The organism is Stenotrophomonas sp. SI-NJAU-1, from assembly GCF_020883215.1.
GTDB lineage: Bacteria > Pseudomonadota > Gammaproteobacteria > Xanthomonadales > Xanthomonadaceae > Stenotrophomonas > Stenotrophomonas indicatrix.
In genome coordinates, this window is the sequence record NZ_CP086598.1 from 2,926,112 (window position 1) to 2,948,572 (window position 22,461).

The 22,461-nt window shown below is 67.9% G+C and carries 20 protein-coding genes; 6 read left to right on the forward strand and 14 right to left on the reverse strand.

Features of this window, described 5'->3' with window-relative positions; all coding sequences use genetic code 11:
* Window positions 1–22: 22 nt before the first annotated feature.
* The 5 genes from LMF57_RS13460 to efp form a co-directional block, all read right to left on the reverse strand.
* Window positions 23–727, reverse strand: a complete 705-nt coding sequence (locus tag LMF57_RS13460) for a phytoene/squalene synthase family protein (RefSeq protein ID WP_229290034.1) — start codon at window positions 725–727, stop codon at window positions 23–25.
* A gap of 11 nt (window positions 728–738) precedes the next feature.
* Window positions 739–1,434 (reverse strand): phosphoglycolate phosphatase, encoded by a 696-nt coding sequence (locus tag LMF57_RS13465; protein ID WP_229290035.1) that lies wholly within the window; start codon window positions 1,432–1,434, stop codon window positions 739–741.
* Complete coding sequence (gene ubiG / locus LMF57_RS13470) at window positions 1,431–2,147, reverse strand: bifunctional 2-polyprenyl-6-hydroxyphenol methylase/3-demethylubiquinol 3-O-methyltransferase UbiG (RefSeq protein WP_208081636.1); 717 nt, start codon at window positions 2,145–2,147, stop codon at window positions 1,431–1,433. Before ubiG ends, LMF57_RS13465 begins: the two co-directional genes overlap by 4 nt.
* 26 nt (window positions 2,148–2,173) lie before the next feature.
* Window positions 2,174–3,517, reverse strand: coding sequence for a TRZ/ATZ family hydrolase (locus LMF57_RS13475; protein WP_229290036.1), 1,344 nt, complete (start codon window positions 3,515–3,517; stop codon window positions 2,174–2,176).
* 200 nt (window positions 3,518–3,717) lie between these two features.
* Window positions 3,718–4,284 (reverse strand): elongation factor P, encoded by a 567-nt coding sequence (gene efp / locus LMF57_RS13480; protein ID WP_006379771.1) that lies wholly within the window; start codon window positions 4,282–4,284, stop codon window positions 3,718–3,720.
* Window positions 4,285–4,381: 97 nt separating this feature from the next.
* On the opposite strand from efp, the gene epmB reads away from it, so the two are divergent.
* Window positions 4,382–5,422, forward strand: coding sequence for an EF-P beta-lysylation protein EpmB (epmB, locus tag LMF57_RS13485; protein ID WP_229290037.1), 1,041 nt, complete (start codon window positions 4,382–4,384; stop codon window positions 5,420–5,422).
* 4 nt (window positions 5,423–5,426) lie between these two features.
* Here the strand turns inward: epmB and LMF57_RS13490 are convergent, their stop codons facing one another.
* Complete coding sequence (locus tag LMF57_RS13490) at window positions 5,427–7,553, reverse strand: EAL domain-containing protein (RefSeq protein ID WP_229290038.1); 2,127 nt, start codon at window positions 7,551–7,553, stop codon at window positions 5,427–5,429.
* A 413-nt stretch (window positions 7,554–7,966) separates the two neighbouring features.
* Window positions 7,967–8,737 carry an RNA methyltransferase gene (locus tag LMF57_RS13495; RefSeq protein ID WP_117310871.1) on the reverse strand — a complete coding sequence of 257 codons (771 nt, stop codon included), beginning with the start codon at window positions 8,735–8,737 and terminating at the stop codon, window positions 7,967–7,969.
* A gap of 120 nt (window positions 8,738–8,857) precedes the next feature.
* On the opposite strand from LMF57_RS13495, the gene LMF57_RS13500 reads away from it, so the two are divergent.
* The gene (locus tag LMF57_RS13500; protein ID WP_025876387.1) at window positions 8,858–9,685 is read left to right on the forward strand and encodes an inositol monophosphatase family protein; all 828 of its coding nucleotides are present in this window, start codon (window positions 8,858–8,860) and stop codon (window positions 9,683–9,685) included.
* Window positions 9,686–10,384: 699 nt separating this feature from the next.
* Here LMF57_RS13500 and htpX read toward each other — a convergent pair.
* On the reverse strand, window positions 10,385–11,251 hold the full coding sequence (gene htpX / locus LMF57_RS13505) for a protease HtpX (RefSeq protein ID WP_229290039.1): 867 nt from the start codon (window positions 11,249–11,251) through the stop codon (window positions 10,385–10,387).
* A gap of 92 nt (window positions 11,252–11,343) precedes the next feature.
* Between htpX and gluQRS the strand changes: the two genes are divergently transcribed.
* The 3 genes from gluQRS to phaR all read left to right on the forward strand — a co-directional run bounded on the left by gluQRS (window position 11,344) and on the right by phaR (window position 13,746).
* Window positions 11,344–12,264 carry a tRNA glutamyl-Q(34) synthetase GluQRS gene (gene gluQRS / locus LMF57_RS13510; RefSeq protein ID WP_229290040.1) on the forward strand — a complete coding sequence of 307 codons (921 nt, stop codon included), beginning with the start codon at window positions 11,344–11,346 and terminating at the stop codon, window positions 12,262–12,264.
* Between the two features lie 17 nt (window positions 12,265–12,281).
* Window positions 12,282–13,022 carry an acetoacetyl-CoA reductase gene (gene phbB / locus LMF57_RS13515; RefSeq protein ID WP_229290041.1) on the forward strand — a complete coding sequence of 247 codons (741 nt, stop codon included), beginning with the start codon at window positions 12,282–12,284 and terminating at the stop codon, window positions 13,020–13,022.
* Window positions 13,023–13,200: 178 nt separating this feature from the next.
* Complete coding sequence (gene phaR / locus LMF57_RS13520; RefSeq protein ID WP_117311939.1) at window positions 13,201–13,746, forward strand: polyhydroxyalkanoate synthesis repressor PhaR; 546 nt, start codon at window positions 13,201–13,203, stop codon at window positions 13,744–13,746.
* 80 nt (window positions 13,747–13,826) lie between these two features.
* Here phaR and LMF57_RS13525 read toward each other — a convergent pair whose 3' ends face one another.
* From LMF57_RS13525 to LMF57_RS13550, 6 genes are all read right to left on the reverse strand, one after another.
* Window positions 13,827–14,765, reverse strand: a complete 939-nt coding sequence (locus tag LMF57_RS13525; protein WP_229290042.1) for a TraB/GumN family protein — start codon at window positions 14,763–14,765, stop codon at window positions 13,827–13,829.
* A 2-nt stretch (window positions 14,766–14,767) separates the two neighbouring features.
* Window positions 14,768–15,697 (reverse strand): DUF1684 domain-containing protein, encoded by a 930-nt coding sequence (locus LMF57_RS13530; protein ID WP_229290043.1) that lies wholly within the window; start codon window positions 15,695–15,697, stop codon window positions 14,768–14,770.
* Window positions 15,698–15,708: 11 nt separating this feature from the next.
* The gene (gene mutL, locus LMF57_RS13535) at window positions 15,709–17,613 is read right to left on the reverse strand and encodes a DNA mismatch repair endonuclease MutL (protein ID WP_117310876.1); all 1,905 of its coding nucleotides are present in this window, start codon (window positions 17,611–17,613) and stop codon (window positions 15,709–15,711) included.
* A gap of 128 nt (window positions 17,614–17,741) precedes the next feature.
* Window positions 17,742–19,319, reverse strand: coding sequence for an N-acetylmuramoyl-L-alanine amidase (locus tag LMF57_RS13540; protein WP_229290044.1), 1,578 nt, complete (start codon window positions 19,317–19,319; stop codon window positions 17,742–17,744).
* Window positions 19,320–19,401: 82 nt separating this feature from the next.
* Window positions 19,402–19,884 (reverse strand): tRNA (adenosine(37)-N6)-threonylcarbamoyltransferase complex ATPase subunit type 1 TsaE, encoded by a 483-nt coding sequence (gene tsaE / locus LMF57_RS13545; protein WP_025876369.1) that lies wholly within the window; start codon window positions 19,882–19,884, stop codon window positions 19,402–19,404.
* Window positions 19,881–21,365, reverse strand: a complete 1,485-nt coding sequence (locus tag LMF57_RS13550; RefSeq protein ID WP_229290045.1) for an NAD(P)H-hydrate dehydratase — start codon at window positions 21,363–21,365, stop codon at window positions 19,881–19,883. Before LMF57_RS13550 ends, tsaE begins: the two co-directional genes overlap by 4 nt.
* A gap of 23 nt (window positions 21,366–21,388) precedes the next feature.
* Between LMF57_RS13550 and queG the strand changes: the two genes are divergently transcribed.
* The gene (queG, locus tag LMF57_RS13555) at window positions 21,389–22,459 is read left to right on the forward strand and encodes a tRNA epoxyqueuosine(34) reductase QueG (RefSeq protein ID WP_229290046.1); all 1,071 of its coding nucleotides are present in this window, start codon (window positions 21,389–21,391) and stop codon (window positions 22,457–22,459) included.
* The last annotated feature ends 2 nt before the right edge of the window (window positions 22,460–22,461 follow it).

The following is a 22,461-nucleotide window of genomic DNA, read 5'->3' on the forward strand; positions in this document are numbered from 1 at the left end:
GGCGAGCGCAGCGGCCGAGGGTTCAGCCGCGCGCGGCCCACCACACGCGCAGCAACGTGCGCACGGGCGTGGCTTCAATCGGTTTGCCGGCGGCCTGCGCCGCCAGACGTGCACGCGCCAGGCTCGACCACACCCGGCGTGCACGTGGACCGGGCACGCGGGTGCCCCACCCTCTCAGCAACTGCTGCGCCCAACGCTGTGCAGCGTTGCCGGCATCTTCGTCCAGCAGGCTGCGCGGAACCCCGGCCACGCCAGCGTCCTGCAGGCGCTGGGCCAATGTCTGCAGCAGCACGGCATGGCCAGCCCCCTTGCGCGGCTTGTCGGCAAACACCACGACCTCGACCGCAGCCACCGCGTCGGCATAGTTGCCCAGTGCGCGTTCGGCACCGGCAGCGTCCAGCGCTACGGTGCGCGCCTCGACCAGATCCGGCAGCGCCTCGGCCAGCTGCCCCCACGGTGCCCGCACCGGCTCCAGCACGCGGCCCAGCGGATGCCGCGAACGCTGCGCGGCCCAGCTGCGCAGTTCCTCGCCCCACCAGGCCAGCTTGGCGTCCGCCGGCAGCGGGTCGCCAGCGGTGTTGAGCATGTCGTCGAATTCCTGCAGCAGCGCGAACCACGCCAGCGCCACATGGCGCTGCGATTCGGCCACGAACGGCTCGGCCACCGACCATTCCGGCCAACGGCTGCGCCACTTGTCGAGGAAACTGTCCAGCGCGGTACTGCTCACTACGTTGTTCCTTACGGCTGGGCCGGGGTCGCCGGCCGGCTCGGCCAGAGACTGGCCAGTTGCAGAAGTTCGGCATTCTCGACCAGCACGTCCGCCTGCCAGGCCAACGGGTCATCGCTGTGCAGGCGGTAGCCCCACAGCGCCGCCACCGACGGCATGCCGGCGGCACGCGCGGCGATGATGTCGCGCTCATCGTCGCCGACATATACGCAGTCCTCCGCTGCGACGCCGATCAGCTGGGCGGCGTGCAACAGCGGCAACGGATGCGGCTTGCGCTCGGCCAGGGTGTCACCGCCGACCAGCACGGCGCAGCGCTGCTGCCAGTCGTACTGCGGCACGATCAGCCGCGCCAGGTATTCGGGCTTGTTGGTGACGATCCCCCACACGGTGCCGGCTTCGTCCAGCGCACCGAGCATGCCGGCGACGCCGTCGAACAGCACGGCATGCTGGCCGATCAAGGCTTCGTAGCGCTGCAGGAACTCGGGAATCAGTGCATCGCGCTCGGGTGCTTCCAGCTCTGGAAACGCGGCCGACACCATCGCCCGGGAACCCTTTGACACCACTGGCCGCAACTGCGCAGGATCGATCGGTGCGCGACCGCGCTCGGCCAGCATCGCATCAAGGGTGGCGACGAAATCCGGGGCGCTGTCCAGCAGTGTACCGTCCAGGTCGAACAGCACCGCACGCGGGAACACGGCGGCGGTCACGGCGCCTTGACCGCGTGGGCCAGGTAGTTGATGTCGGTGCGGCTGCTCAGGCGGGCGCGGTTGCGCCACGGCTCATAGGCCATGCCGCTGACATCGGCCAGCTGCAGGCCGGCCTCGCGCAGCCAACGCGCCAGCTCGGCCGGCTTGATGAATTCCTGGTAGTGGTGGGTGCCCTTGGGCAGCAGCCGTGCCACGTACTCGGCACCGACGATGGCCACGGCGAATGCGGCTGCGGTGCGGTTGATGGTGGACAGGAACAGATGGCCACCCGGCTTCAGCAGGCGCTTGCAGGCCTCGATGATCGCGCCCGGATCGGGCACGTGCTCGAGCATTTCCATGCAGGTCACCACATCGAAGCTGCCCGGTTGTTCGGCGGCCAGGTCCTCGGCGGCCTGCACCCGGTAGTCGACGCTGACGCCACTTTCCAGGGCATGCAGGCGCGCAACCTTGACCAGCTCCGGCGCCAGGTCGATGGCGGTCACTTCGGCACCGGCCTGGGCCAGCGCTTCACTCAGCAGCCCGCCACCGCAGCCGATGTCGAGCACGCGCGCGCCACGCAGCGGCGCCCGGTCAGCCACGTACTGCAGGCGCACCGGATTCAGTGCGTGCAGCGGCTTCTGCGGGCCGTCAGCATCCCACCAGCGGTTGGCCAGCGCGGCGAACTTGTCCAGTTCGGCCTGATCGAAATTGGAAGAAGCGTGGGGGGCAGTCATGACGGTTGTCCTTGCGGCGCCTGCACTCAGGCGCGGATATGGCGGATGCGCTCGCGCCACTGGCGCGCGTTGGCGATGATGCCCGGCAGGTCCATCCCGACCAGCTCGCGCTGCACCAGCTTGGGCTTGCCGGCGATCCAGACGTCGCTGACCTGCTGGCGGCCGGTGGCGTACACCAGCTGCGACAGCACGTTGTGCAGCGGCTGGGTCTCCAGCGCGGACAGATCAACGCAGACCAGGTCGGCCTGCTTGCCGACCTCGATCGAGCCGATGCGCTCGCCGAAGCCCAGGGCGCGGGCGCCGCCCAGGGTGGACGCGCGCAACGTGGTCGCCGCGTCCAGCGCGGTGGCATCGTCGGCCACGGCCTTGGCCAGGATCGCCGCCGTACGGTTCTCGCTGAACATGTCCAGGTCGTTGTTGCTGGCGCAGCCGTCGGTACCAATGGCCAGGTTCACGCCGGCGCGCTGCAGGGCGCAGGCCGGGCAGAAACCAGAGGCCAGCTTCAGGTTCGATTCCGGGCAATGCACCACGCTGACGCCGCGCTCGGCGCACAGGTGGATCTCGGCCTCGGTCAGCTGGGTCATGTGCACCGCGATCAGGCGGTCGTTGACCAGGCCGAGGCGATCCAGCCGCGCCAGCGGACGCTGGCCGTGCAGCTTGATCGAATCGGTGATTTCCTGCGCGGTTTCATGGGTATGCAGATGCACCTGCATGTCCAGCTGGTCGGACAGCATCCGCACCCGCTCGAAATTGGCATCGTTGACCGTGTACGGCGCATGCGGCGCGAATGCAGTGCCGATCAGCGGGTCGGTGCGCCACTGGTCATGCAGTTCACCGGCCTTGGCGAAGTACTCGTCGTCGGTCTTGGCCCAGGCGGTGGGGAAATCGATGATGACCGCGCCGACCAGCGCGCGGAAACCGTGCTTCTTGTAGACGGCGGCCTGCACGTCACCGAAGAAGTAGTTCTCGTTGGCGCAGGTGGTGCCGCCACGCAGCATCTCGGCGATGGCAAGGGTGGTGCCGTCGGCCACGAATTCGGGACCGATCACCGCCGCTTCCACCGGCCAGATGTGCTGCTGCAGCCAGGTCATCAGCGGCAGGTCGTCAGCGACGCCGCGCAGCAGGGTCATCGGGTTGTGCGTATGCGCGTTGACCAGGCCCGGCATCAGCGCCGCCTCTGGGCGGCTGACAACCTGGGTGGCACGGAACCGCGCACGCGCTTCGGCGCGCGGCAGGATGGCCACGATCTCGCTGCCACGGATGGCCACGGCATGATCTTCCAGCACCACCGCATGCGGCTCGATCGGAACGACATGACCGGCTTCGATGAGCAGGTCGCAGGCTTCGGGGAGGTGCGGGCTATCGCTCATGCGGGCTCACTGGCGGTGGGGCGGCGAGATACTGCTGGGGAACACGCCCCTGAGTCAGGGGCTGCCGCGAAGCGGCGGGGTCTGGAGACTCGTGAAGCGGGGCCCATGATCTGCCGAAGCAGATCATGGGAGCGCCAGCGCGAATGCGCCGGCGCGTACCCGGCCAGCGGCCGGCACTACCGTAATCCGGCTGCGCCGGATTACTTGACGCGCGAGGAGTACTCGCCCGAACGGGTGTCGACCTTGATGATTTCATCCTGGTTGACGAACAGCGGCACGCGCACCACGGCGCCGGTTTCCAGGGTGGCCGGCTTGCCGCCGCCGCCCGAGGTGTCACCGCGGACGCCCGGATCGGTCTCGGTGATCTTCAGTTCAACGAAATTCGGCGGCTGCACGAAGATCGGCGAACCGTTGAACAGGGTCACGATGCAGGACTCCTCGCCCTTCAGCCACTTCTCGGCGCCGCCCATGCCGGCCTTGTCGGCCTGCACCTGCTCGAAGGTCTCCGGGTCCATGAAATGCCAGTACTCGCCGTCGCTGTACATGTAGTCCATGTTGGTATCGACCACATCGGCCACTTCCACGTCGTCGGTCGCCTTCATGGTCATTTCGACGGTGCGGCCCGACTTGATGAAGCGATAGCGCACGCGGGTGAAGGCCTGGCCCTTGCCCGGCTTGATGAACTCGGTCTCGGAGATGACGGCCGGTTCATTGTTGACCAGGATCTTCATCCCGTTCTTGACATCGTTCATGCCCGCAGTGGCCATGCTCAAGCTCCTCAAATGGCGAAACCGCCGCGCGTGCGGCGAGCCGGATAGAATGGAAAGCCCACCGGAACCCCGGCGGGCAACTGTTTATGTGTCCATGATAACCGCAGGCCCCCTCTCCATGCAGCTTTCCGCCTTCCCCCGGACCCAGTCGCCAGGCGCGCCCGCGCGCTGGCAGCAGCTGTGGCGGCAGGCCCTGCGCGACCCGCAGACGCTGCTGGCCCGGCTGGATCTGGATGCCGCAGCGCTGGGCGTATCGGAGGCGGCCATCGCCCAGTTCGCGCTGCGCGTGCCGGAGGGTTTCGTGGCCCGCATGCGCCGTGGCGATGCCCACGATCCGCTGCTGCGCCAGGTATTGCCGATCGACGCGGAGATGCGCCCGGCGCCCGGGTTCAGCTTTGACGCGGTGGGCGACGGCGCGGCCAAGAAGGCTACCGGGGTCATCCAGAAATACCGTGGCCGGGCCCTGCTGGTGGCCACCGGCAGCTGTGCGATCAACTGCCGCTACTGCTTCCGCCGGCATTTCGACTATGGCGCCGAAAACGCCGCCAAGGGGGGCTGGCAGGAGGCCGTGGAGGCCATCGCCGCAGACCCGGACATCGATGAGGTGATCCTGTCCGGCGGCGACCCGCTGTCGCTGGCTACGCACAAGCTGGCCGAGCTGACCGATGCGCTGCGCCAGATCCCGCACATCCGCCGGTTGCGCATCCACACGCGCCTGCCGATCGTGCTGCCCGAGCGCGTGGACGAGGAACTGCTGGCCTGGCTGGGCAGCCTGCCGTGGCCATTGGCGATCGTGGTCCATGCCAACCACGCCAATGAATTCGACGCCAGCGTCGATACCGCGATGGCCCACCTGCGTGGCATCGGCGCCCAGCTGCTGAATCAGGCGGTGCTGCTGCGCGGAGTCAACGACAGCGTGCAGGCGCTGCAGGACCTGAGCGTACGCAGCTTCGCCGCCGGCGTGCTGCCGTATTACCTGCACCAATTGGATCGCGTCGAGGGCGTGGCCCACTTCGAAGTGGACGACATCCAGGCCAAGGCCCTGATTGCCGGCCTCACTGCCCGGCTGTCCGGCTACCTGGTCCCCAAGCTGGTCCGCGAACTGCCCGGCGACCCGAGCAAGCGCCCGCTGTAGCGCCTCACGCGCCCGATTCGATCATCCGCACCACTTCGGTGGAGGTGACCGGGTGGCTCAGTCGGTAGCCCTGGCCCAGGTCACAGCCACGCTGGGCCAGCAGCTCGAACTGTGCCTCCTGTTCGATACCCTCGGCCACCACCGTGATGCCCAGTGCGTGGGCCATGGCGATGATCGCCGTGGTCAGGGCCAGGTCGTCCGGGTCGCGCTGCATGTCGGCGACGAAACTCTTGTCGATCTTGACCCCGTCCACGGGTACCTGCCGCAGGTGGCTCAGACCGGAGAAACCGGTACCGAAGTCGTCCAGCCACACCTTCACCCCGGCCCGGTGCAGGCGGTCCAGCAGCTGCGCGGCCAGCATCTCATCGCCGATCACCGCCGTCTCGGTCAGCTCCAGGTGCAGGCGCGAGGCCGGCAGGCCCGACTCCTGCAGGCACTGCGCAACCAACGCCGGCAACTCACCGCCACGCAGCTGCCGTGGCGACACATTGACCGAGACGAACAACTCGTCACCGGCCACACCGCGCGGCCACTGCACCGCTTCCATGCAGGCGGCACGCAGCACCTTCGGGCCGATGACCTCGATCAGGCCACTCTGCTCGGCCACCTCGATGAACACCGATGGCGGAATCGTGCCCAGCGTCGGGTGCTGCCAGCGCAGCAGCACTTCGACACCGACCATGCGGCGGTCACGCATGCGGAAGATCGGCTGATAGGCCAGCCGCAGCTCGCCGCGCTCCCAGGCACCGCGCAGCTCCTGCTCCATGTGCACGCGCCGCTCGACCGCGTGATCCATGGCCCGGCTGTAATAGCGATAGCAGTTCTTGCCGGCCATCTTTGCCTGGTACATCGCGATGTCGCCGTTCTTCAGCAGCGTCGTCGCATCCGCGGCATCGTCGGGGAACAGGGTCACGCCGATCGAGGTGCCCAGGAACAACTCCCTGCCCTGCACCACCAGCGGCTTGCCCAGCTCGCGCACCAGCACTTCGGCCAGCAACCGCGCATTGGCCGCAACATCACCATCACCGACGAGGATCACGAATTCGTCGCCGCCAAACCGCGCCAGCACGGCATCGTCGCCGCCGGCCTCGGTCACTGCGCGGCCAATGCGTTGGGCGAACTGCAGCAACGCCTCGTCGCCGGCCTCATGGCCCAGTGTGTCATTGACCCGCTTGAAATCATCGATATCGGCAAACAGCAGACCCAACCGGTGATTGGACGCACGTGCGGCCATCAATCGATGGTCCAGCGCCTCGCGGAACGCCAGGCGGTTGGTGAGCCCGGTCAACGCGTCGGTGTAAGCCATGCGCCGCACTTCGCGGTCGTGGCGGGCGATCGCATCACGCATGCGGGCAAAGCCGCGCACCAGTTCCCCGACCTCGTCGTCGCGGGTGTTTTCGCGCAGCGGCGCCTGGTAGTCGCCCGCTTCGATGCGCCGGGCGGCTGCAGCCAGCTCACGGATCGGCGCCACCAGCGTGCGCTGTACGTAGAGGATCACCACCACGCCGATCACCACCAGCAGGCCCAGCATCAGCAGCAGCCAGCCCAGATGCCGGCTTCCCATCTGCTGCAGCCGCTCACCGAGGGTCGCGTTGGCCGCCTGCTCACGCTGCAGCACTTCATCCAGTGCCATGCCGACGCGGACACCGCCGATGCGCTGATTACCCATCCTGATCGGCATTGCGTTGTCGAGCACCGTGGGCGACTGCTGCACCACCAGTGATTGCGCGGCAACCGCCCCGGCCGCCAGCGGATCGGTCATCGGCCGCCCGGATCCGGGAACCGTGGCCGAGCCGTCGTGGACCAACCGCCCGCGGTCGTCGAACACCATTACGTAGCGCACCACCGGCTGCCGCGAAATGCTGCGCACCAGCGCCCCGACCTGCTCCAGGTCGTTGTTGTGGAGCGGAGCGGCAAGCGCATCGGACAGCTCGCGCACCATGGCCTCGCCACGGCTGCGCACGCTGCGGTCGAACAGTTCGTGGATGACGCCGTTGCTGAGCGACCGCACCTCGCCCTGCATGGCCGCCTGCCGCCCCAGCAGCACGGCCAGGATCGCCACCACCACCAGCATCGCCCCGCCCATCGCAAGCAGGAATCGGGCCTGCATCCCGGAGCCGAGCAACTTCATTCCACTTCCATCCGCACGCGCGTCGACCCTTGATTCAATTCATCCCGCCACGGCTGCGCATGCGCATCGACGCGACGGAAACCGGCAACCTCCAACAACCTCTGCAACGCACGCTGCACGCACCGAAGACAGACGGCACGCGACAACCCGGCGGACGCCCGGCCTGACACCTCCGGCGCCGGTCCGGCACCCCGCCAGCAAACACTGCCAAGCGCATGATCCTGCGTCATCGCGAGTTGCCCCTTATCGATGCCCAACGCCCCTTCTGTGAACCGGGCGCAGCATGCGCCGTCCCGGCCAGCAGGGCCAAGGCCAGGCGCAGCAGTTCCCCCTGCATTGCCCTACGCAGACCCGACACAAGCATCGTTCCCCCGGGGTATCCGGACAGACTACCCGAAAAAATGAGAACGTCGTCAGCTGTCCTTGCCGTTCTTCTGCGCCAGCCGCGCCATGCGCTGGGTATCGGCCAGGATGCCGCGCAGCAGGCGCACTTCCTGCTCGCTGGGCTCACTGCGCAGGAACAGGCGACGCAGCTTGCGCATCGCCGACTCGGGCGCGCGTCCCTTGTGGAAATCGATCTCGTCCAGGGTGTCGCCCAACTGCGCGAAGAAGCTCTCCAGCTGATCATGGCTGGCGGTCTGCTCGCGGCTGTCCGGCTCAGTGGCGGCCACCGGCTGCGCGCCGAGCAGCTGCATGCGCACTTCATAGGCCAGCACCTGCACGGCCGCGGCCAGGTTGAGCGAGCTGAACTCCGGGTCGGACGGAATATGCACGGCGGCATGGCACAGCTGCAGCTCCTCGTTGGTCAGGCCGGTGCGTTCACGGCCGAACACCAGCGCCACCTCGGCGCCCTCGCTGGCCTTGGCCACTGCGCGGGTTGCGGCATCTGCCGGCAGGAACTCCTCCAGCTGGACCCGGCGCGCACGCGCGGTGCACCCCAGCACGAACCGGCAGTCGGCCACGGCTTCGGCCAGGGAGGCCACCACCGGCGCGTCGCCGAGCACGTCCTCGGCGCCGGCCGAGCGCCGGAAGGCCTCTTCATCAAGCGGCTTTTCCGGCGCCACCAGGACCAGGCGGGCCAGGCCCATGGTCTTCAGGGCACGGGCGGCGGCCCCCATGTTGCCGGGGTGTTGGGTACCGACCAGGACGAATCGGAGGCGGGTGGCAGCGGGAAACTGGGACATGAACAGGGAAAGGGTCGAGCTGGACGAAGACCAATGGTAAACTGTGCGGCCGGCCACTGCGCCGGACCTGCTCTTTTCCCCCGCCAGCCCTTCTCTTCTGCCCTTCCGGGAGCCCATGCCATGCAGAAACCCGCCGTCACCGTCATGGTCAAGGCCGCCCGCCTCGCCGGCAACGTCCTCTTGCGCAACATCAACAAGCTCGAGGCACTGAATGTAGTCCAGAAGGGCCGCATGGACTACGCCAGCGAAGTCGATGCGGACGCGGAAAAGGTGATCGTCAAGGAACTCAAGCGCGCCTACCCCGAGTACGGCATCTTCGGTGAAGAAGGTGGCGTGCAGAGCGAGCGTCGCCACATGTGGGTCATCGACCCGCTGGACGGCACCAGCAACTACCTGCGCGGCGTGCCGCACTACTGTGTGTCGATCGCCCTGGTCGAGAACGGCGAGCCGACCGACGCGGTGATCTTCGACCCGCTGCGCAATGAACTGTTCACCGCCAGCCGTGGTGCCGGCGCCGTGCTCAACGACCGCCGCATCCGCGTGGCCGACCGCAAGGATCTGGAAGGCACCATGATCCACACCGGTTTCGCCCCGCGCGAGCGTGCCCGCGCCAGTGCGCAGCTGAAGTCGCTGGACGCCCTGCTGGTGCACGCCGAGGACATCCGCCGCTCGGGTTCGGCCGCGCTGGATCTGGCCTACGTGGCCTGTGGCCGCGCCGACGCCTACTTCGAAGCCGGCGTGAAGGCCTGGGACATCGCTGCCGGCGTGCTGCTGGTGCGCGAAGCCGGTGGCAAGGTCTGCGACTTCAAGGGCGCCACTCCGGCCCGCATGGACAACCGTGGCCCGGACACCCAGCAGATCGTGGCCGGCAACCTGAAGGTGGCCGAGTCGCTGCAGAAGGTGCTGGTCAACACCGGTTACGCTGCCGAGTTCGACGCGAAGTTCTGAGTTCGGGCGTAAAGCAGTTCATGGAGACGGCACCTGCGAAGGTGCCGTTTTCGTTTGTGCGCCCACGCGCCGGTAGCGCCGGGCCATGCCCGGCGGATCATTTCCGCGACCGCGGAGGGGCGTCACTTTTCTTTTCGCGCGAAAAGAAAAGTAACCAAAAGAAACGCGCCGCCGGCCGCGAGCCGTCGCTACGCGCCGGTGCCCTGCGCTTCTCGGCGAATCAGGGGACGGCGCCGAACTCGCTGCGCTCAGACATCGGCGCCTCTTCGCCCCTGATTCCCCTGCGATGCTCGGCTCGCTCAAGGCGGGCCGGAAGATCAAGATCAACGGCAAGAGCATCCACGCATGGCGTGGATCTACTGGGTGCAGCTGTGGCATTTGACCTTGAGTCCGCCTTGAGCGAGCCGCACCGCAGGTCCGGCGAGGGCGAAGAGGTGCGGGTGTCTGAGCGCAGCGAGTTCCCGCACCGTCCCTCGGCGGACCGAGGAGCGCAGGGCACCGGCGTGCGCAGCACGTCGGCTCGCGGCCGGCGGCGTGTTTCTTTGGTTACTTTCTTTGCACGAGCAAAGAAAGTGACACCCCTCCGCGGTCGCGGAAATGATCCGCCGGGCATGGCCCGGCGCTACCGACGCGTGGGCGCGCAAACAAAAACGCCCGGCGCGAGGCCAGGCGTTCCTGCACTGCTCTACAAGCGGAGGCTTACGCCACCGTCGACGCCCGCAGCGCGGCGATGCGCTCTTCCAGCGGCGGGTGGCTCATGAACAGCTTCTTCGCCGTCGAACCGGCAATACCGAACGCGGCGATCTGCGTCGGCAGGGTGCTCTGGCCGTGGTTGAGCTGCAGCCGCTCCAGCGCCGAGATCATCTTCTGGCGACCGGCCAGCGATGCACCGCCAGCGTCAGCACGGAATTCGCGGTGGCGCGAGAACCACATCGAGATCATCGTGGCGAACAGGCCGAACACCATCTCCAGCACGAACACGATGATGTAGTAGGCAAAGCCGCGGCCGCCGCCTTCGCGGTTGCCCGACAGCGCACTGTCGATGATGCCGCCAACCACACGGGCCAGCACGATCACGAAGGTGTTCAGCACACCCTGCAGCAGCGCCATGGTGATCATGTCTCCGTTGGCGACGTGGGCGATCTCGTGGCCGAGCACGGCTTCGGCTTCGTCCTCGCTCATGTTGTGCAGCAGGCCGGTGGACACCGCCACCAGCGCGTTGTTGCGGTTGGCACCGGTGGCGAACGCGTTGATCTCCGGGCCGTCATACACCGCCACTTCCGGCATGCCGATACCGGCCGCCTTGGCCTGGCGCTCGACGGTGGCCAGCAGCCAGCGCTCGGTCTGGTTGCGCGGCTCGGTGATCACCACCGCACCGGTTGAGCGCTTGGCCATCCACTTGGACAGCAGCAGCGAGATGAGCGAACCACCAAAACCGAAGATGGCAGCCATGACCAGCAGGCCGCTCATCCGGCCGGGGTCGACCCCTATCAGCGACATCACGATGCTGGCGAGGATCAGCACGGCAAAGTTCGTGGCCAGGAACAGCGCAATACGGGTGAACATGGGAATTTCCGGCTTGGAAGGGGTTGATATCCGTCAATCTGCGGTGCAGTCAGCTTGAATTCAAGCGCCAACCTGACCGACGATTCAGCTGCATGACCTCCTCCCTCTCCTGCGGCCGCTTCGCGCCCTCGCCCACCGGCCTGCTGCATCCCGGCTCGCTGCTTGCCGCCTTCGGCAGCTGGCTGCTTGCGCGCCATCATGGCGGCCTGTGGCGGTTGCGCATCGAAGACGCCGATCCACCCCGCACGGTGGCCGGCGCCGCACAGGCGCAACTGCAGGCGCTGGCCGCCTTCGGCCTGCTTCATGACGGGCCGGTGATCTGGCAGAGCGCGCGTGGCGACGCCTACCAGACGGCGCTGGACCGCCTGTTGGCCGATGGCCACGCGTTCGTCTGCCACTGCAGCCGCAGCGATCTGGCCGCCAATGGCGGCATCCACCATCGCTGCGTCGCGCGGCAGGCACGACCGGACCCGGCCGTCCGCTTCCGCGTGCCGCCCGGCAGCATCGTGCGCTTCGAGGATGGCCTGCGCGGCCCGCAGCAACAGGATGTCCATGCCGAGGTCGGTGACTTCGTACTGCGCCGCGCCGACGGCTGCTGGGCCTACCAGCTGGCGGTGGTCGTCGACGATGCCGCGCAGGGCGTGAACGAAGTCGTGCGCGGCGCCGACCTGCTCGATTCCACCGCCCGGCAGATCCTGCTGCAGCAGGCGCTGGACCTGCCGACGCCGCGCTACTGGCACCTGCCGCTGCTGCTGGATGCACCGGGCCACAAACTGTCCAAGTCACTGGCCGCGCTGCCGGTGGATGCCGGCGAGCCGGCACCGGTACTGCACCGGTTGTGGGAACTGCTGGGCCAGCCGACCAGCGCTCTGGAAGGCATCGACGACCGCGACGCGCTGTTGGCCGCCGCGCAGCGCAGCTTCAACCCCGGCCTGCTGCCGCGCGCGGACATTCTGCTGCCGGCCGGCGCACTTTCCGCGCCGATGTTGCAGAATCCCCCTTCCCCCACCTGACATCCGGACAGCTTTCCATGACATCTCGCGTCGCACTGGTCACCGGCGGAACCGGCGGCATCGGTACCGCCATCTGCCAACGCCTGGCCGACCAGGGCCACCGGGTCGCCACCAACTACCGCGATGAGGCCAAGGCCCGCGCCTGGCAGCAGGCGATGACCGAACGCGGCTACCACGTGGCGATCTTCCCGGGCGATGTCTCCGACTCTGCCAGCGCCGAAGGCCTGATCCGCGCGGTCGAGGCCGAACTGGGCCCGGTCGAGATCCTGGTCAACAACGCCGGCATCACCCGCGACACCACTTTCCACCGCATGCGCGCGGAGCAGTGGCACGATGTGATCAACACCAACCTCAATTCGGTGTTCAACGTCACCCGCCCGGTCATCGAGGGCATGCGCCGGCGCGGCTGGGGCCGGGTCATCCAGATCAGCTCGATCAACGGCCTGAAGGGCCAGTACGGGCAGGCCAACTACGCCGCCGCCAAGGCCGGCATGCATGGCTTCACCATCTCGCTGGCGCGCGAGAACGCAGGCTTCGGCATCACAGTGAACACGATCTCGCCCGGTTACGTGGCCACCGACATGGTGATGGCGGTGCCCGAGGACGTGCGCGCCAAGATCATCGCCGACATCCCCACCGGGCGCCTGGGCAAGCCGGAAGAAATCGCCTACGGCGTGTCCTTCCTGGTGGCCGAAGAGGCCTCGTGGATCACCGGCAGCAACCTGGACATCAACGGCGGCCACCATATGGGGTGGTAAGCGTCCCCAGGGCTTCAAAGCCCGTGCTGCACCCTGCCGTTGGTCATGCTGCGCAGCACGCAAAGCCTTGCTGCGCAACATTCCGGCGACGGAAAGCCAAGCCTGGCGGGGGCTGGGGCGGTTGCAACCGCTGCTGCACTGCGCCATGCTGCGCGTCTACTGTGACGAGTACCGCTTCATGGCTGCGACCCGCATCATCAAGAAGTATCCGAACCGCCGTCTGTACGACACCGAGATCTCCAGCTACATCACCATCGAGGACGTGCGCCAGCTGATCCTCGACGGCGAAGACTTCGAAGTCCGCGACGCCAAGAGCGGCGACGACCTGACCCGATCGGTCCTGCTGCAGATCATCGCCGACCAGGAACAGGACGGTGAACCGATGCTCTCCACCCAGCTGCTGAGCCAGCTGATCCGCTTTTACGGCGATTCCCTGCAGGGCTTCATGGGCAACTACCTGGAGCGCAGCATGCAGGTCTTCCTCGACCAGCAGCAGCAGTTCCGCCAGCAGATGGGCAACCTGCTGGGGCAGACGCCGTGGGCGATGATGAACCAGCTGACCGAGCGCAACCTGGAGTTGTGGCAGGAGTTCCAGCGCAACATGGGCAGCGGTTTCGGTGGCCCGCGTCCGGGTGGCACCGGAACGGGCACCGGCGCCGGTACGGCCGGCAAGCCGAATGATCCGACCGGCAGCACCGGCACCGGCGGCAAGACCCGCCGCTGAGCCCCCGCCCCGGCGGATAGGAAAACGGCGCGCCATCGGCGCGCCGTTCTGTTTCGAACGCCTCCACGCGGGGCGTGGTTCTACTTCCTGCAGCCCTTGCAGACCCGCTCGACCTTGTACCCCTTCGCCCGCAGCTTCTCGACCACGCCGTCGTTGCCCAGCAGGTGCAGGCCGCCCACTACCACCAGCGTGCCGCCCTGCCCGGCCTGCAGGTACGGCAGCAGCTTGGGCACCCACGCATCGTTGCGGTCGGTATTGATGCGCTGGTACAGCTGCGGATACTTCTGGCGCATCTCCACGCCCATCCGGTTCCACAGCAGGCGATCGTCGCCGCGGCGCCAGGCCTCATGCAGCATCTGCGCCTGGGCGTCACCCTTGCCCGCTTCGTCCAGGGCCTCGGACAGCATCTGCCGCTGCTCCTGCACGCTCATGCCATCAAGCAGGTTGATCTGGCTGGACATGTCTTCCAGGCCTGCGGTCTTCTTGCCGGCCTTCTGCGCCCGTTGCATGAAGTGCCGGTCCAGCCCCAGCTCCGGGTCCAGGCCCAGCTTCTGCATCTGCCCGACGGTGATGGTCAGGCCGACGAACCACGCTTTCATGCCCTGCAACTGCGCCAATGGCAATTTGTTCTGCGTCGCATAGGCCTGCAGCTTCTGCCAGGTCGGCGCATCCAGGTCACGCTTGAGTTCGCTGCCGTCCTTGCGGGTAGCCACCTGCACCATCTGGCTGGCCATCTGCGGCGACTGCAGTTCCTCAGGGGTCACTTCGAACAGCACACGCTGCGAGGCTTCGAATGCCTGCTCGACCTCGGTCGACAGTGGATAGTCCTGCGGCTTCAACAGGTGGAAGGAACCCAGCAGGTACAGGCGTGCATCTCCCTGCCCGGTGACCTTCCACAGCAGCGGCACCGGCGGCTTGCCGGCCGTGGCTTCGGCCGGCGCATCGCGCGCGACGGCCAACGGACCGACGGCGCAGGCAGCGAGAAAAACGACACTGCGCAGCAACAGTTTCATCAACATGTTCAACCCTCTCCTTCAGGCAGGTGATACGTCTTCTCACCCGCTTCCACGCGCAGGTCCAGGCGGTTTTCCGGCGGCGCCAACGGACAGGTCGCATAGGCGGTGAACGCGCACGGTGGGTTGTGGGCGTGGTTGAAGTCGATCGTCACGTGGCCGTCGGCCGTGGGCGCATCGGTATCCAGATAGCGGCCGGCAGGGTAGCTGCCGTGGCCACTGGTACGGTCGGCAAAGATCAGGAACAGCGGCTGCCCCGGTTCGCCGATCGCTTCCAGCCGCCAGCTGCGGCCGTCGCGATCGAATTCCACGGCACCGGCGTTGGGCATCTCGGTGGTCAGGCCGGTGATGTCCACGATCGGCAGGGTCTTGCCTGGCGGATGCGCGATGAAGCGCGCCTGCACCTGCCATTGCGGGCCACCGGGCCAGTACTGCAGGCCGGCGAAATCGCGGCGCGCCGGTGCATCGGCATGCTTGACCCGCAGTGCGTCACGCGGGCCGCGACGGATCAGGCTGAGCTGGCCCTTGCCACCATCGAAGGCCAGCAGGGTCGGCTGCGGATCCTTGTCGGTATCCATGCGCACACGCCCGCGCACAGGCTGTCCATCAAGGGTGAAATCCGTGCCGGACTCCGGCGTGAACCACCACTGGTCGCCGTCACGGCGCAGCAGGCCCAGCTTGGCCGGCCCCACCGCCAGGCGGATGCCGCTGGTGTCGCCGCTGCCGACGAAGTGCGATCGGTTCTGCAACCAGTGCAGGCCGACCAGCGCGGTCCAGCCATCGGGCCGGGTCAGGTCCTGGTAGCGCAGCACCCGCCATTGCTGTTGCTGTGCGGCGAAGGCCGGATCCTCAACGGCAGCCGGTGCCGGCGTGGGTGCCGGGCTGCAGGCCACCAACAACAGGGCCGCCAGCAGGCTGCCCATTCGGCAAAATCGCATCGGTGCTCCCCTCAACGTCCGCGCAGGAACCAGCGGTCGATCTCCGCCAGCGAAAAACGGGCCCAGGTCGGTCGGCCGTGGTTGCACTGGCCGGACCGCTCGGTGATTTCCATGTCGCGCAGCAGCGCGTTCATTTCCGGCACGGTCAGGCGCCGGTTGGCACGCACCGCGCCATGGCAGGCCATGGTCGACAGCAGCTCATCGCGCGCAGTGGCGATGCGACGGCTCTGGCCGTGCTCGCGCAGGTCGGTCAGCACATCGCGCAGCAGGCCTTCGGGTTCGGCATGGGCCAGCAGCGCCGGGATGCTGCGCACGTGCAGCGCGCCCGGTCCGGCACGGGTGATCTCGAACCCGAGCGCGGCCAGCGTATCGGCCTCCGCCTCGGCGGTATCGGCCTCGCGCTCGCCCACCGCCAGGGTGATCGGCACCAGCAGCGGCTGCGACTGCAGGCCGATGCCATCGTGCGCATTCTTCAACCGCTCGTAGCCGATGCGTTCGTGCGCCGCATGCATGTCGACCACGATCAGGCCTTCGGCGTTCTCGGCCAGGATGTAGATGCCATGCAGCTGGGCAACGGCGTAACCCAGCGGAGGTACGCCGGCGTCGGCACTGGTGACCGGCAATCCGTTCTCCATCGGCATCGGCGGCAGTGCTGCACCACGCTCGGCACCCGCTGGCGACGCATACAACGCAGCGTAAGCAGCGGGTGCGTCGGCCACCTGCAGGCCCAGCGGCTGCTGCGGGCGCCAGCCTGAGAAGCCGCCACCGCCGCCGCCCTGCCCGGCACCGGGCGCCGGGCCGCGCACGTAGCCGAAGCTGGACGCCGTCGCGCCCGGCATCGCCGCCGCAGGGTCGCCTTCGGCCGGATGCGCCGCGCCGGCACCGATCTCCTGCGCGGTCATGCCGGCACGGGTGTCGGCCAGTGCATCCTTCAGGGTGCGGTAGACGAAGTCATGCACCAGCCGCGAATCGCGGAAGCGCACCTCATGCTTGGCCGGGTGCACGTTCACGTCGACGCGCGTCGGGTCCAGTTCCAGGAACAGCACATAGGCTGGCTGGCGGCCGTGGTACAGCACGTCGCCGTAGGCCATCTTCACCGCGTGGGCGACGCTGCGGTCACGTACGGAACGTCCGTTGACGTACAGGTACTGCTGATCGGTGCTGGCGCGCGAATAGTGAGGCTGGGCGATCCAGCCATGCAGGCGCAGGCCGGCACTGCTGTGGTCCACGCGCACGGCCTGGTTGGCGAAGTCCTCGCCCAGGGTCTCGGCCAGGCGCACGTCCGAATACAGGTCGCCCGGCTTGTAGCGACGCGAGGCCTTGCCGTTGTGCGAGACGCGCAGTTCGACATCGGGACGGGCCAGCGCCAGCGAACGCAGCCACTCTTCGATATGCCCCAGTTCGGTGCGCTCGGCGCGCAGGAACTTGCGCCGCGCCGGCACGTTGTAGAACAGCTCGCGCACTTCCACCGTGGTGCCGGGCGCATGCGCGCGCGGGGTCACCTCGCCGATCTTGCCGCCTTCGATCTGCAGTGCCGAACCGTGCTCATCATGGGCACGGCGCGAGGCCAGGGTGAAACGACTGACCGAGGCGATCGACGGCAGCGCTTCGCCACGGAAACCCAGCGTGGCCACCGCTTCCAGCTCATCCAGGTTGGCGATCTTGCTGGTGGCGTGCCGCGAAACCGCCAGCGGCAACTGTTCTGCGGCAATGCCGCTGCCGTTGTCGCGGATGCGGATCAGGCGCACACCGCCTTCTTCCAGCTCGATATCGACGCGGCTGGCGCCGGCATCGATCGCGTTCTCAACCAGTTCCTTGACCACCGATGCAGGTCGTTCGACCACTTCACCGGCGGCAATCTGGTTGATCAGGATTTCCGGCAGCGGCCGGATCGGACGCGGATCGGGCGCGTTCATGGGCAGGCAAGGCAGGCAGACGTCATGCCACGATGATAGCGGAGCGGCGCCAGGTAGAGTCGAGATGCAGCGTACGCGGCGCCAGTCAGGCGTGGCCTGGCTTCAGCGGACGCAGGCGATCAAGCGGGTTACTTGCTGCCGCCCGCCACGGTGCTTGCAGCATCGATCTCGGCCTGCGCGCGCGCGGCGTACAACGTGCCCGGCGGCGGTTGGCGGCTGAAGAAGGTGTGCACGCCATCCAGCACCGCACCGGCGACCTTGCGCTGGTAAGCCGGGTCGATCAGGCGGCGCTCTTCATCCGGGTTGGAGATGAACGCGGTTTCCACCAGCATCGCCGGCATGTCCGAAGTGCGCAGCACGGCGAAGTTGGCGCGCTCGATGTTCGGCTTGTGGTTGTTGCCGATACGCTTCAGGCCGCCCAGCACGTGCCCGGCTGCGTCCTCGGAGGATTTCATGTAGCCGCTCTGGGCCAGGTCCAGCAGGACGTTGGCCAGCGTGCCTTCGGTCTGCTGCAGGCGCACGCCACCGACCAGATCGGCCGCGTTTTCCTTGTCCGCCAGCCAGCGTGCACGCTGCGAAGACGCGCCCTTGGTCGACAGCACATACACCGACGAACCGGTGGCCGAGCGGTTTTCGGCGGCGTCGGCATGGATCGAAATGAAGATGTCGGCCTTGTTCGCACGCGCCTTCTGCGCACGCATCGGCAGCGGGATGAACACATCGCTGTCGCGGGTGAGGAAGGCTTTCAGGCCAGGCGTGGCGTTGACCTGGCGGGCCAGTTCACGCGCCACCGCCAGGGTGACGTCCTTCTCGCGCTTGCCGGTCGGGCCGATGGCGCCCGGATCCTGACCGCCATGGCCCGGATCGATCGCCACCACCAGGTGACGCATGCCCGGCTGCATGCGGATGCGCGAGGCATCGCTGGGCATGGTCGGACGCGGCGACTCGGTCGGCGCAACAGGTGTCGGCACCGGCTTCGGCTGGGTGGCCACAACTGCAGTGGTGACCTGACCAGCCAGGATGGCTGCCGGCGACGACGTCGGGGTGCTGCTGGCGGTGGTGCCTGCTGCCGCCATCTGCACCGGGGTGGTGCTCGGCGCCGGCGTCGGCGCGGCGGGTGCCGCAGCGCTGGCACTGGCCTGCTGCTGGACCTGCGCGGTCAACAGCGCAGTGGCTCGCGCGGCATCACCACGGGACTGTGCGGTTTGTGCCGGGGTCGGGCCCGGGACCGCAGCCGGACTCACCGAAGATGCCGCTGGCGGCTGCGTCGGCGCAGGCGTCGGCGCGGGGCGACTGGCGGCCACGGCCGGGCCATCGCCCGGCCACTCGATCACCAGCTTGGATTCATTGCCTTCGCGCTGCATCTGCGGGCGGAAGGGGGCGACCGTCTCGGCCAGGTCGAATACGACACGGAAAGTGCCCGGCACCGGCTGCCCGGTACGCACCGCAGTCACCACGCCCTGCGGCGACGGCATCTTCAGGTTGCGCACCGCGCTGGAATCGGGGAAATCGACCACCAGCCGGTTCGGACCGGCCAGCGACAGGGTCTTGTAGCCACCACTGCCGACCAGCGCGATTTCCGCGCGGGTTCCGGTCGCACCGGAATTGAGCAGCACCTGGCGGACCTCACCGGCCCACGCACTGACGCTCGCCAGACCAAGTCCGACGGCGGCACAGATGGCAATGAGTCGATTCCCCGGGCGCATGACTCAGGATTCAATCACCGCACTGAACGGAATGCAACACCTTTTTCCTTAATAATCCGTAACCTGCCGATCTTTGTTCTCGTCAGCCGACAGAAAGGGCCTGCAAGTCGCCACCTTCGGGAAGCCGCTGCAGCCATTCACGTCCTGTGTCGCTGATGCCAGTGAGACGAACGCGACGCCCCTGACCTTCAATCTCCAGTGCGACCACCAGATCGGTTGGCGGCAGCGCACCGGCACCGCGCTCTGGCCATTCGACCAGCCACAGCACGGCACTGCCCTCGTCCAGCCCGAGGAAATCCAGCTCGCCGGCCTGGCCGATGCGATACAGGTCCATGTGCCAGGCCTCGCCGCCACTGGACAACGGATAGCGCTCGACCAGGGTATAGGTGGGGCTGCGGATCGCCCCCTGCACGCCCAGCGCCCGCAACAGCGCGCGCGCCGTGGTCGATTTGCCGGCGCCAAGATCACCGCGCAGCTCGACCAGCGCCTGCGGCGGACGGGTGGCTGCCAGCCATTGCCCCAGCAGTTCGGTGGCGTTGCTGTCGGCAAGGAAGAATTCGGTCATCGGGAACGTTCCGGGTTGGCCAGCCGCCGCAGGGGCGCCAGCAGATCAGTGGGAAGCAGGCCGCGGGCACCGTCGCCAGCGGCGACATCGCCAGCCAGGGCATGCAGCAGCGCACCGCCTGCCGCCGCATCGAACGCAGGCAGGCCCTGCGCGCGCAGGCTGGCGATGATGCCGGTCAACAGGTCGCCCATGCCACCCACCGCCATTCCCGGGTTGCCGGCCGCAATCAGTCGCGGTACGTGGCCGGGCGCGGCGACGATGCTGCCCGCCCCCTTCAGCACCACGACCGCGTGATAGCGCTCGGCCAGCGCCTGCGCGCTGCCATAGCGATCTGCCTGGACTGCCGCCGTGGTGGTTTCCAGCAGGCGCGCGGCTTCGCCGGGGTGCGGGGTCAGGATCGCATCGGGCAGCGCATGCGCATCCTGCGCCAGCAGGTTCAGCGCATCGGCGTCGATCACCAGCGGCAGGCCTGACTGCAGCACACGCGCATACAGCGCGCGCGCCCATTCGTCCTGGCCCAGGCCCGGGCCGATCGCCACCACCCTGGCTTTTGCCAGCAACGCCGGCAGCGCTGAGCCATCTTCCAGCGCGTGCGTCATCGCTTCAGGCAACCTCGCCAGCAGCGGGCCGACATGGTCGCGGCGGGTGCCGATGCTCAGCAGGCCCGCGCCAGCGCGCAGCGCAGCTTCGGCGGCCATCGCGATGGCACCGCCGCTGCCATGGTTGCCGCCCACGCACAGCACATGGCCGGATTCGCCCTTGTGGCTGTTGGCACGGCGCGGCGGCAGCAGATCGGGCAGGCGCGACTGCGTCCAGCACTCTGCAGCAGCGACGACACCCTGCCAGGCCGCATCGGCCAGCGTCAGTGGTGCCAGGTGCCTGCGCCCGGTGTATTCCAGTGCGTCTCCGGTGTACAGGCCGCGGTGGGCGACGATGAACTGCACTGTCAGGGCCGCGCGTACGGCTGCGCCCGGCACGCAGCCATGGTCGGCGTCGACACCGCTGGGTACGTCCAACGCCAACACCGGCGCCTGCTGCGCGTTCAGCGCCTCGATCAAGGCCAGTGCCGCGCCCTCTGGTGCCCGGGAGAAGCCAAGGCCGAACAGGGCATCGACCCATAGATCGGCCTGGGCCAGTTCGCCGTTGAAATCAGTGACGGTGCCGCCCGCGGACCTGAAATCCGCTGCGGCGCGCTGCGCCAACGCCGTGGAAGGTGGGCTGCCCGGCAGCGCGATCAGCTGCACCTGCCGCCCGGCCTGCAGCGCATGACAGGCCAGCACATAGCCATCGCCGCCATTGTTGCCGCTGCCAACCACCACGCCGATCCGCCGCGCCTGCGGCCAGTGCTGCAGCAGGCTCTGCCAGGCCGCGTGGCCCGCCTGGGCCATCAGGCCCCAGCCACCATCGCCCGCCAGCGCGGAGGCCTGGGCATCGAGTATGCGTGCGGCACGGGAATCGAACAGGTCGGCGAGGTTGGCCATGCAGGGATTTTATACTGGTGCACATGTCCCCCGTCCCTGCCCCCCTCGATCCGGCCCTGGCCGTACAGCGCATCCGCGATCTGGCGCGCGCGCATGGCTTCCAGCGCTGCGGTATCGCCGGCATCGAACTGGGCGAGGACGAGGCGCACCTGGCCGACTGGCTTGGCCAGGGCCTGTACGGCACGATGGACTGGATGGCACGCCACGGCACCCTGCGCGCGCGCCCGGCAGAACTGGTTCCCGGCACCGTGCGGGTGATTTCGGTGGGCATGGACTACAGCCACAGGGACGACACCGAAGCGTGGGCGACCCTGGCCGATCCGGGGCGCGCCTACGTCGCCCGCTACGCACTCGGCCGCGATTACCACAAGCTGATGCGCAACCGCCTGCAGAAACTTGCCACGCAGATCAACGATGAGGTGGCGCCGCTGGGCTACCGCGTCTTCGTCGATTCGGCGCCAGTGCTGGAACGCGCGCTGGCACGCAACGCGGGGCTGGGCTGGATCGGCAAGCACACCTGCCTGATCGACCGCCACGGCGGCTCGTGGTTCTTCATCGGCGAGATCTACATCGACCTGCCGCTGCCGATCGACACACCGGCCAGCGCGCACTGCGGCACCTGTACGCGCTGCATCGACGTCTGCCCGACCCAGGCCATCACCGCCCCGCAGCGGCTGGATGCGCGCCGCTGCATCTCCTACCTGACCATCGAGCATGACGGTGCGATTCCAGTTGAGATGCGACCGCTTATCGGCAACCGCATCTATGGCTGCGACGACTGCCAGCTGGTCTGCCCCTGGAACAAGTTCGCCAAGCGCACCGACGAGGCTGACTTCCGCGCCCGCAACAACCTGGACACCGCACGCCTGGACCAGTTGTTCGGCTGGGACGAAGCTGAATTCCTGCGCCGTACCGAAGGCAGCCCGATCCGCCGCAGTGGTCACGAGCGCTGGCTGCGCAACATCGCCGTGGCGCTGGGCAATGCGCCAACCACGGCAGAGACGCTGTCGGCGCTGCAGACGCGCGCCGACGATGCTTCGCCCGTAGTCCGCGAACACGTGCAATGGGCACTGGGCCAGCACGGCCAGCGCTGACG

Coding starts and splice junctions, on each gene's coding strand:
- mutL (WP_117310876.1), bottom strand. CDS start 17,613: ATGAACGCGCCCGATCCGCGTCCGATCCGGCCGCTGCCGGAAATCCTG.
- LMF57_RS13495 (WP_117310871.1), bottom strand. CDS start 8,737: ATGTCCCAGTTTCCCGCTGCCACCCGCCTCCGATTCGTCCTGGTCGGT.
- epmB (WP_229290037.1), top strand. CDS start 4,382: ATGATAACCGCAGGCCCCCTCTCCATGCAGCTTTCCGCCTTCCCCCGG.
- LMF57_RS13500 (WP_025876387.1), top strand. CDS start 8,858: ATGCAGAAACCCGCCGTCACCGTCATGGTCAAGGCCGCCCGCCTCGCC.
- tsaE (WP_025876369.1), bottom strand. CDS start 19,884: ATGACCGAATTCTTCCTTGCCGACAGCAACGCCACCGAACTGCTGGGG.
- LMF57_RS13525 (WP_229290042.1), bottom strand. CDS start 14,765: ATGTTGATGAAACTGTTGCTGCGCAGTGTCGTTTTTCTCGCTGCCTGC.
- LMF57_RS13550 (WP_229290045.1), bottom strand. CDS start 21,365: ATGGCCAACCTCGCCGACCTGTTCGATTCCCGTGCCGCACGCATACTC.
- phbB (WP_229290041.1), top strand. CDS start 12,282: ATGACATCTCGCGTCGCACTGGTCACCGGCGGAACCGGCGGCATCGGT.
- phaR (WP_117311939.1), top strand. CDS start 13,201: ATGGCTGCGACCCGCATCATCAAGAAGTATCCGAACCGCCGTCTGTAC.
- LMF57_RS13490 (WP_229290038.1), bottom strand. CDS start 7,553: ATGAAGTTGCTCGGCTCCGGGATGCAGGCCCGATTCCTGCTTGCGATG.
- LMF57_RS13530 (WP_229290043.1), bottom strand. CDS start 15,697: ATGCGATTTTGCCGAATGGGCAGCCTGCTGGCGGCCCTGTTGTTGGTG.
- efp (WP_006379771.1), bottom strand. CDS start 4,284: ATGGCCACTGCGGGCATGAACGATGTCAAGAACGGGATGAAGATCCTG.
- LMF57_RS13475 (WP_229290036.1), bottom strand. CDS start 3,517: ATGAGCGATAGCCCGCACCTCCCCGAAGCCTGCGACCTGCTCATCGAA.
- LMF57_RS13540 (WP_229290044.1), bottom strand. CDS start 19,319: ATGCGCCCGGGGAATCGACTCATTGCCATCTGTGCCGCCGTCGGACTT.
- htpX (WP_229290039.1), bottom strand. CDS start 11,251: ATGTTCACCCGTATTGCGCTGTTCCTGGCCACGAACTTTGCCGTGCTG.
- ubiG (WP_208081636.1), bottom strand. CDS start 2,147: ATGACTGCCCCCCACGCTTCTTCCAATTTCGATCAGGCCGAACTGGAC.
- queG (WP_229290046.1), top strand. CDS start 21,389: ATGTCCCCCGTCCCTGCCCCCCTCGATCCGGCCCTGGCCGTACAGCGC.
- gluQRS (WP_229290040.1), top strand. CDS start 11,344: ATGACCTCCTCCCTCTCCTGCGGCCGCTTCGCGCCCTCGCCCACCGGC.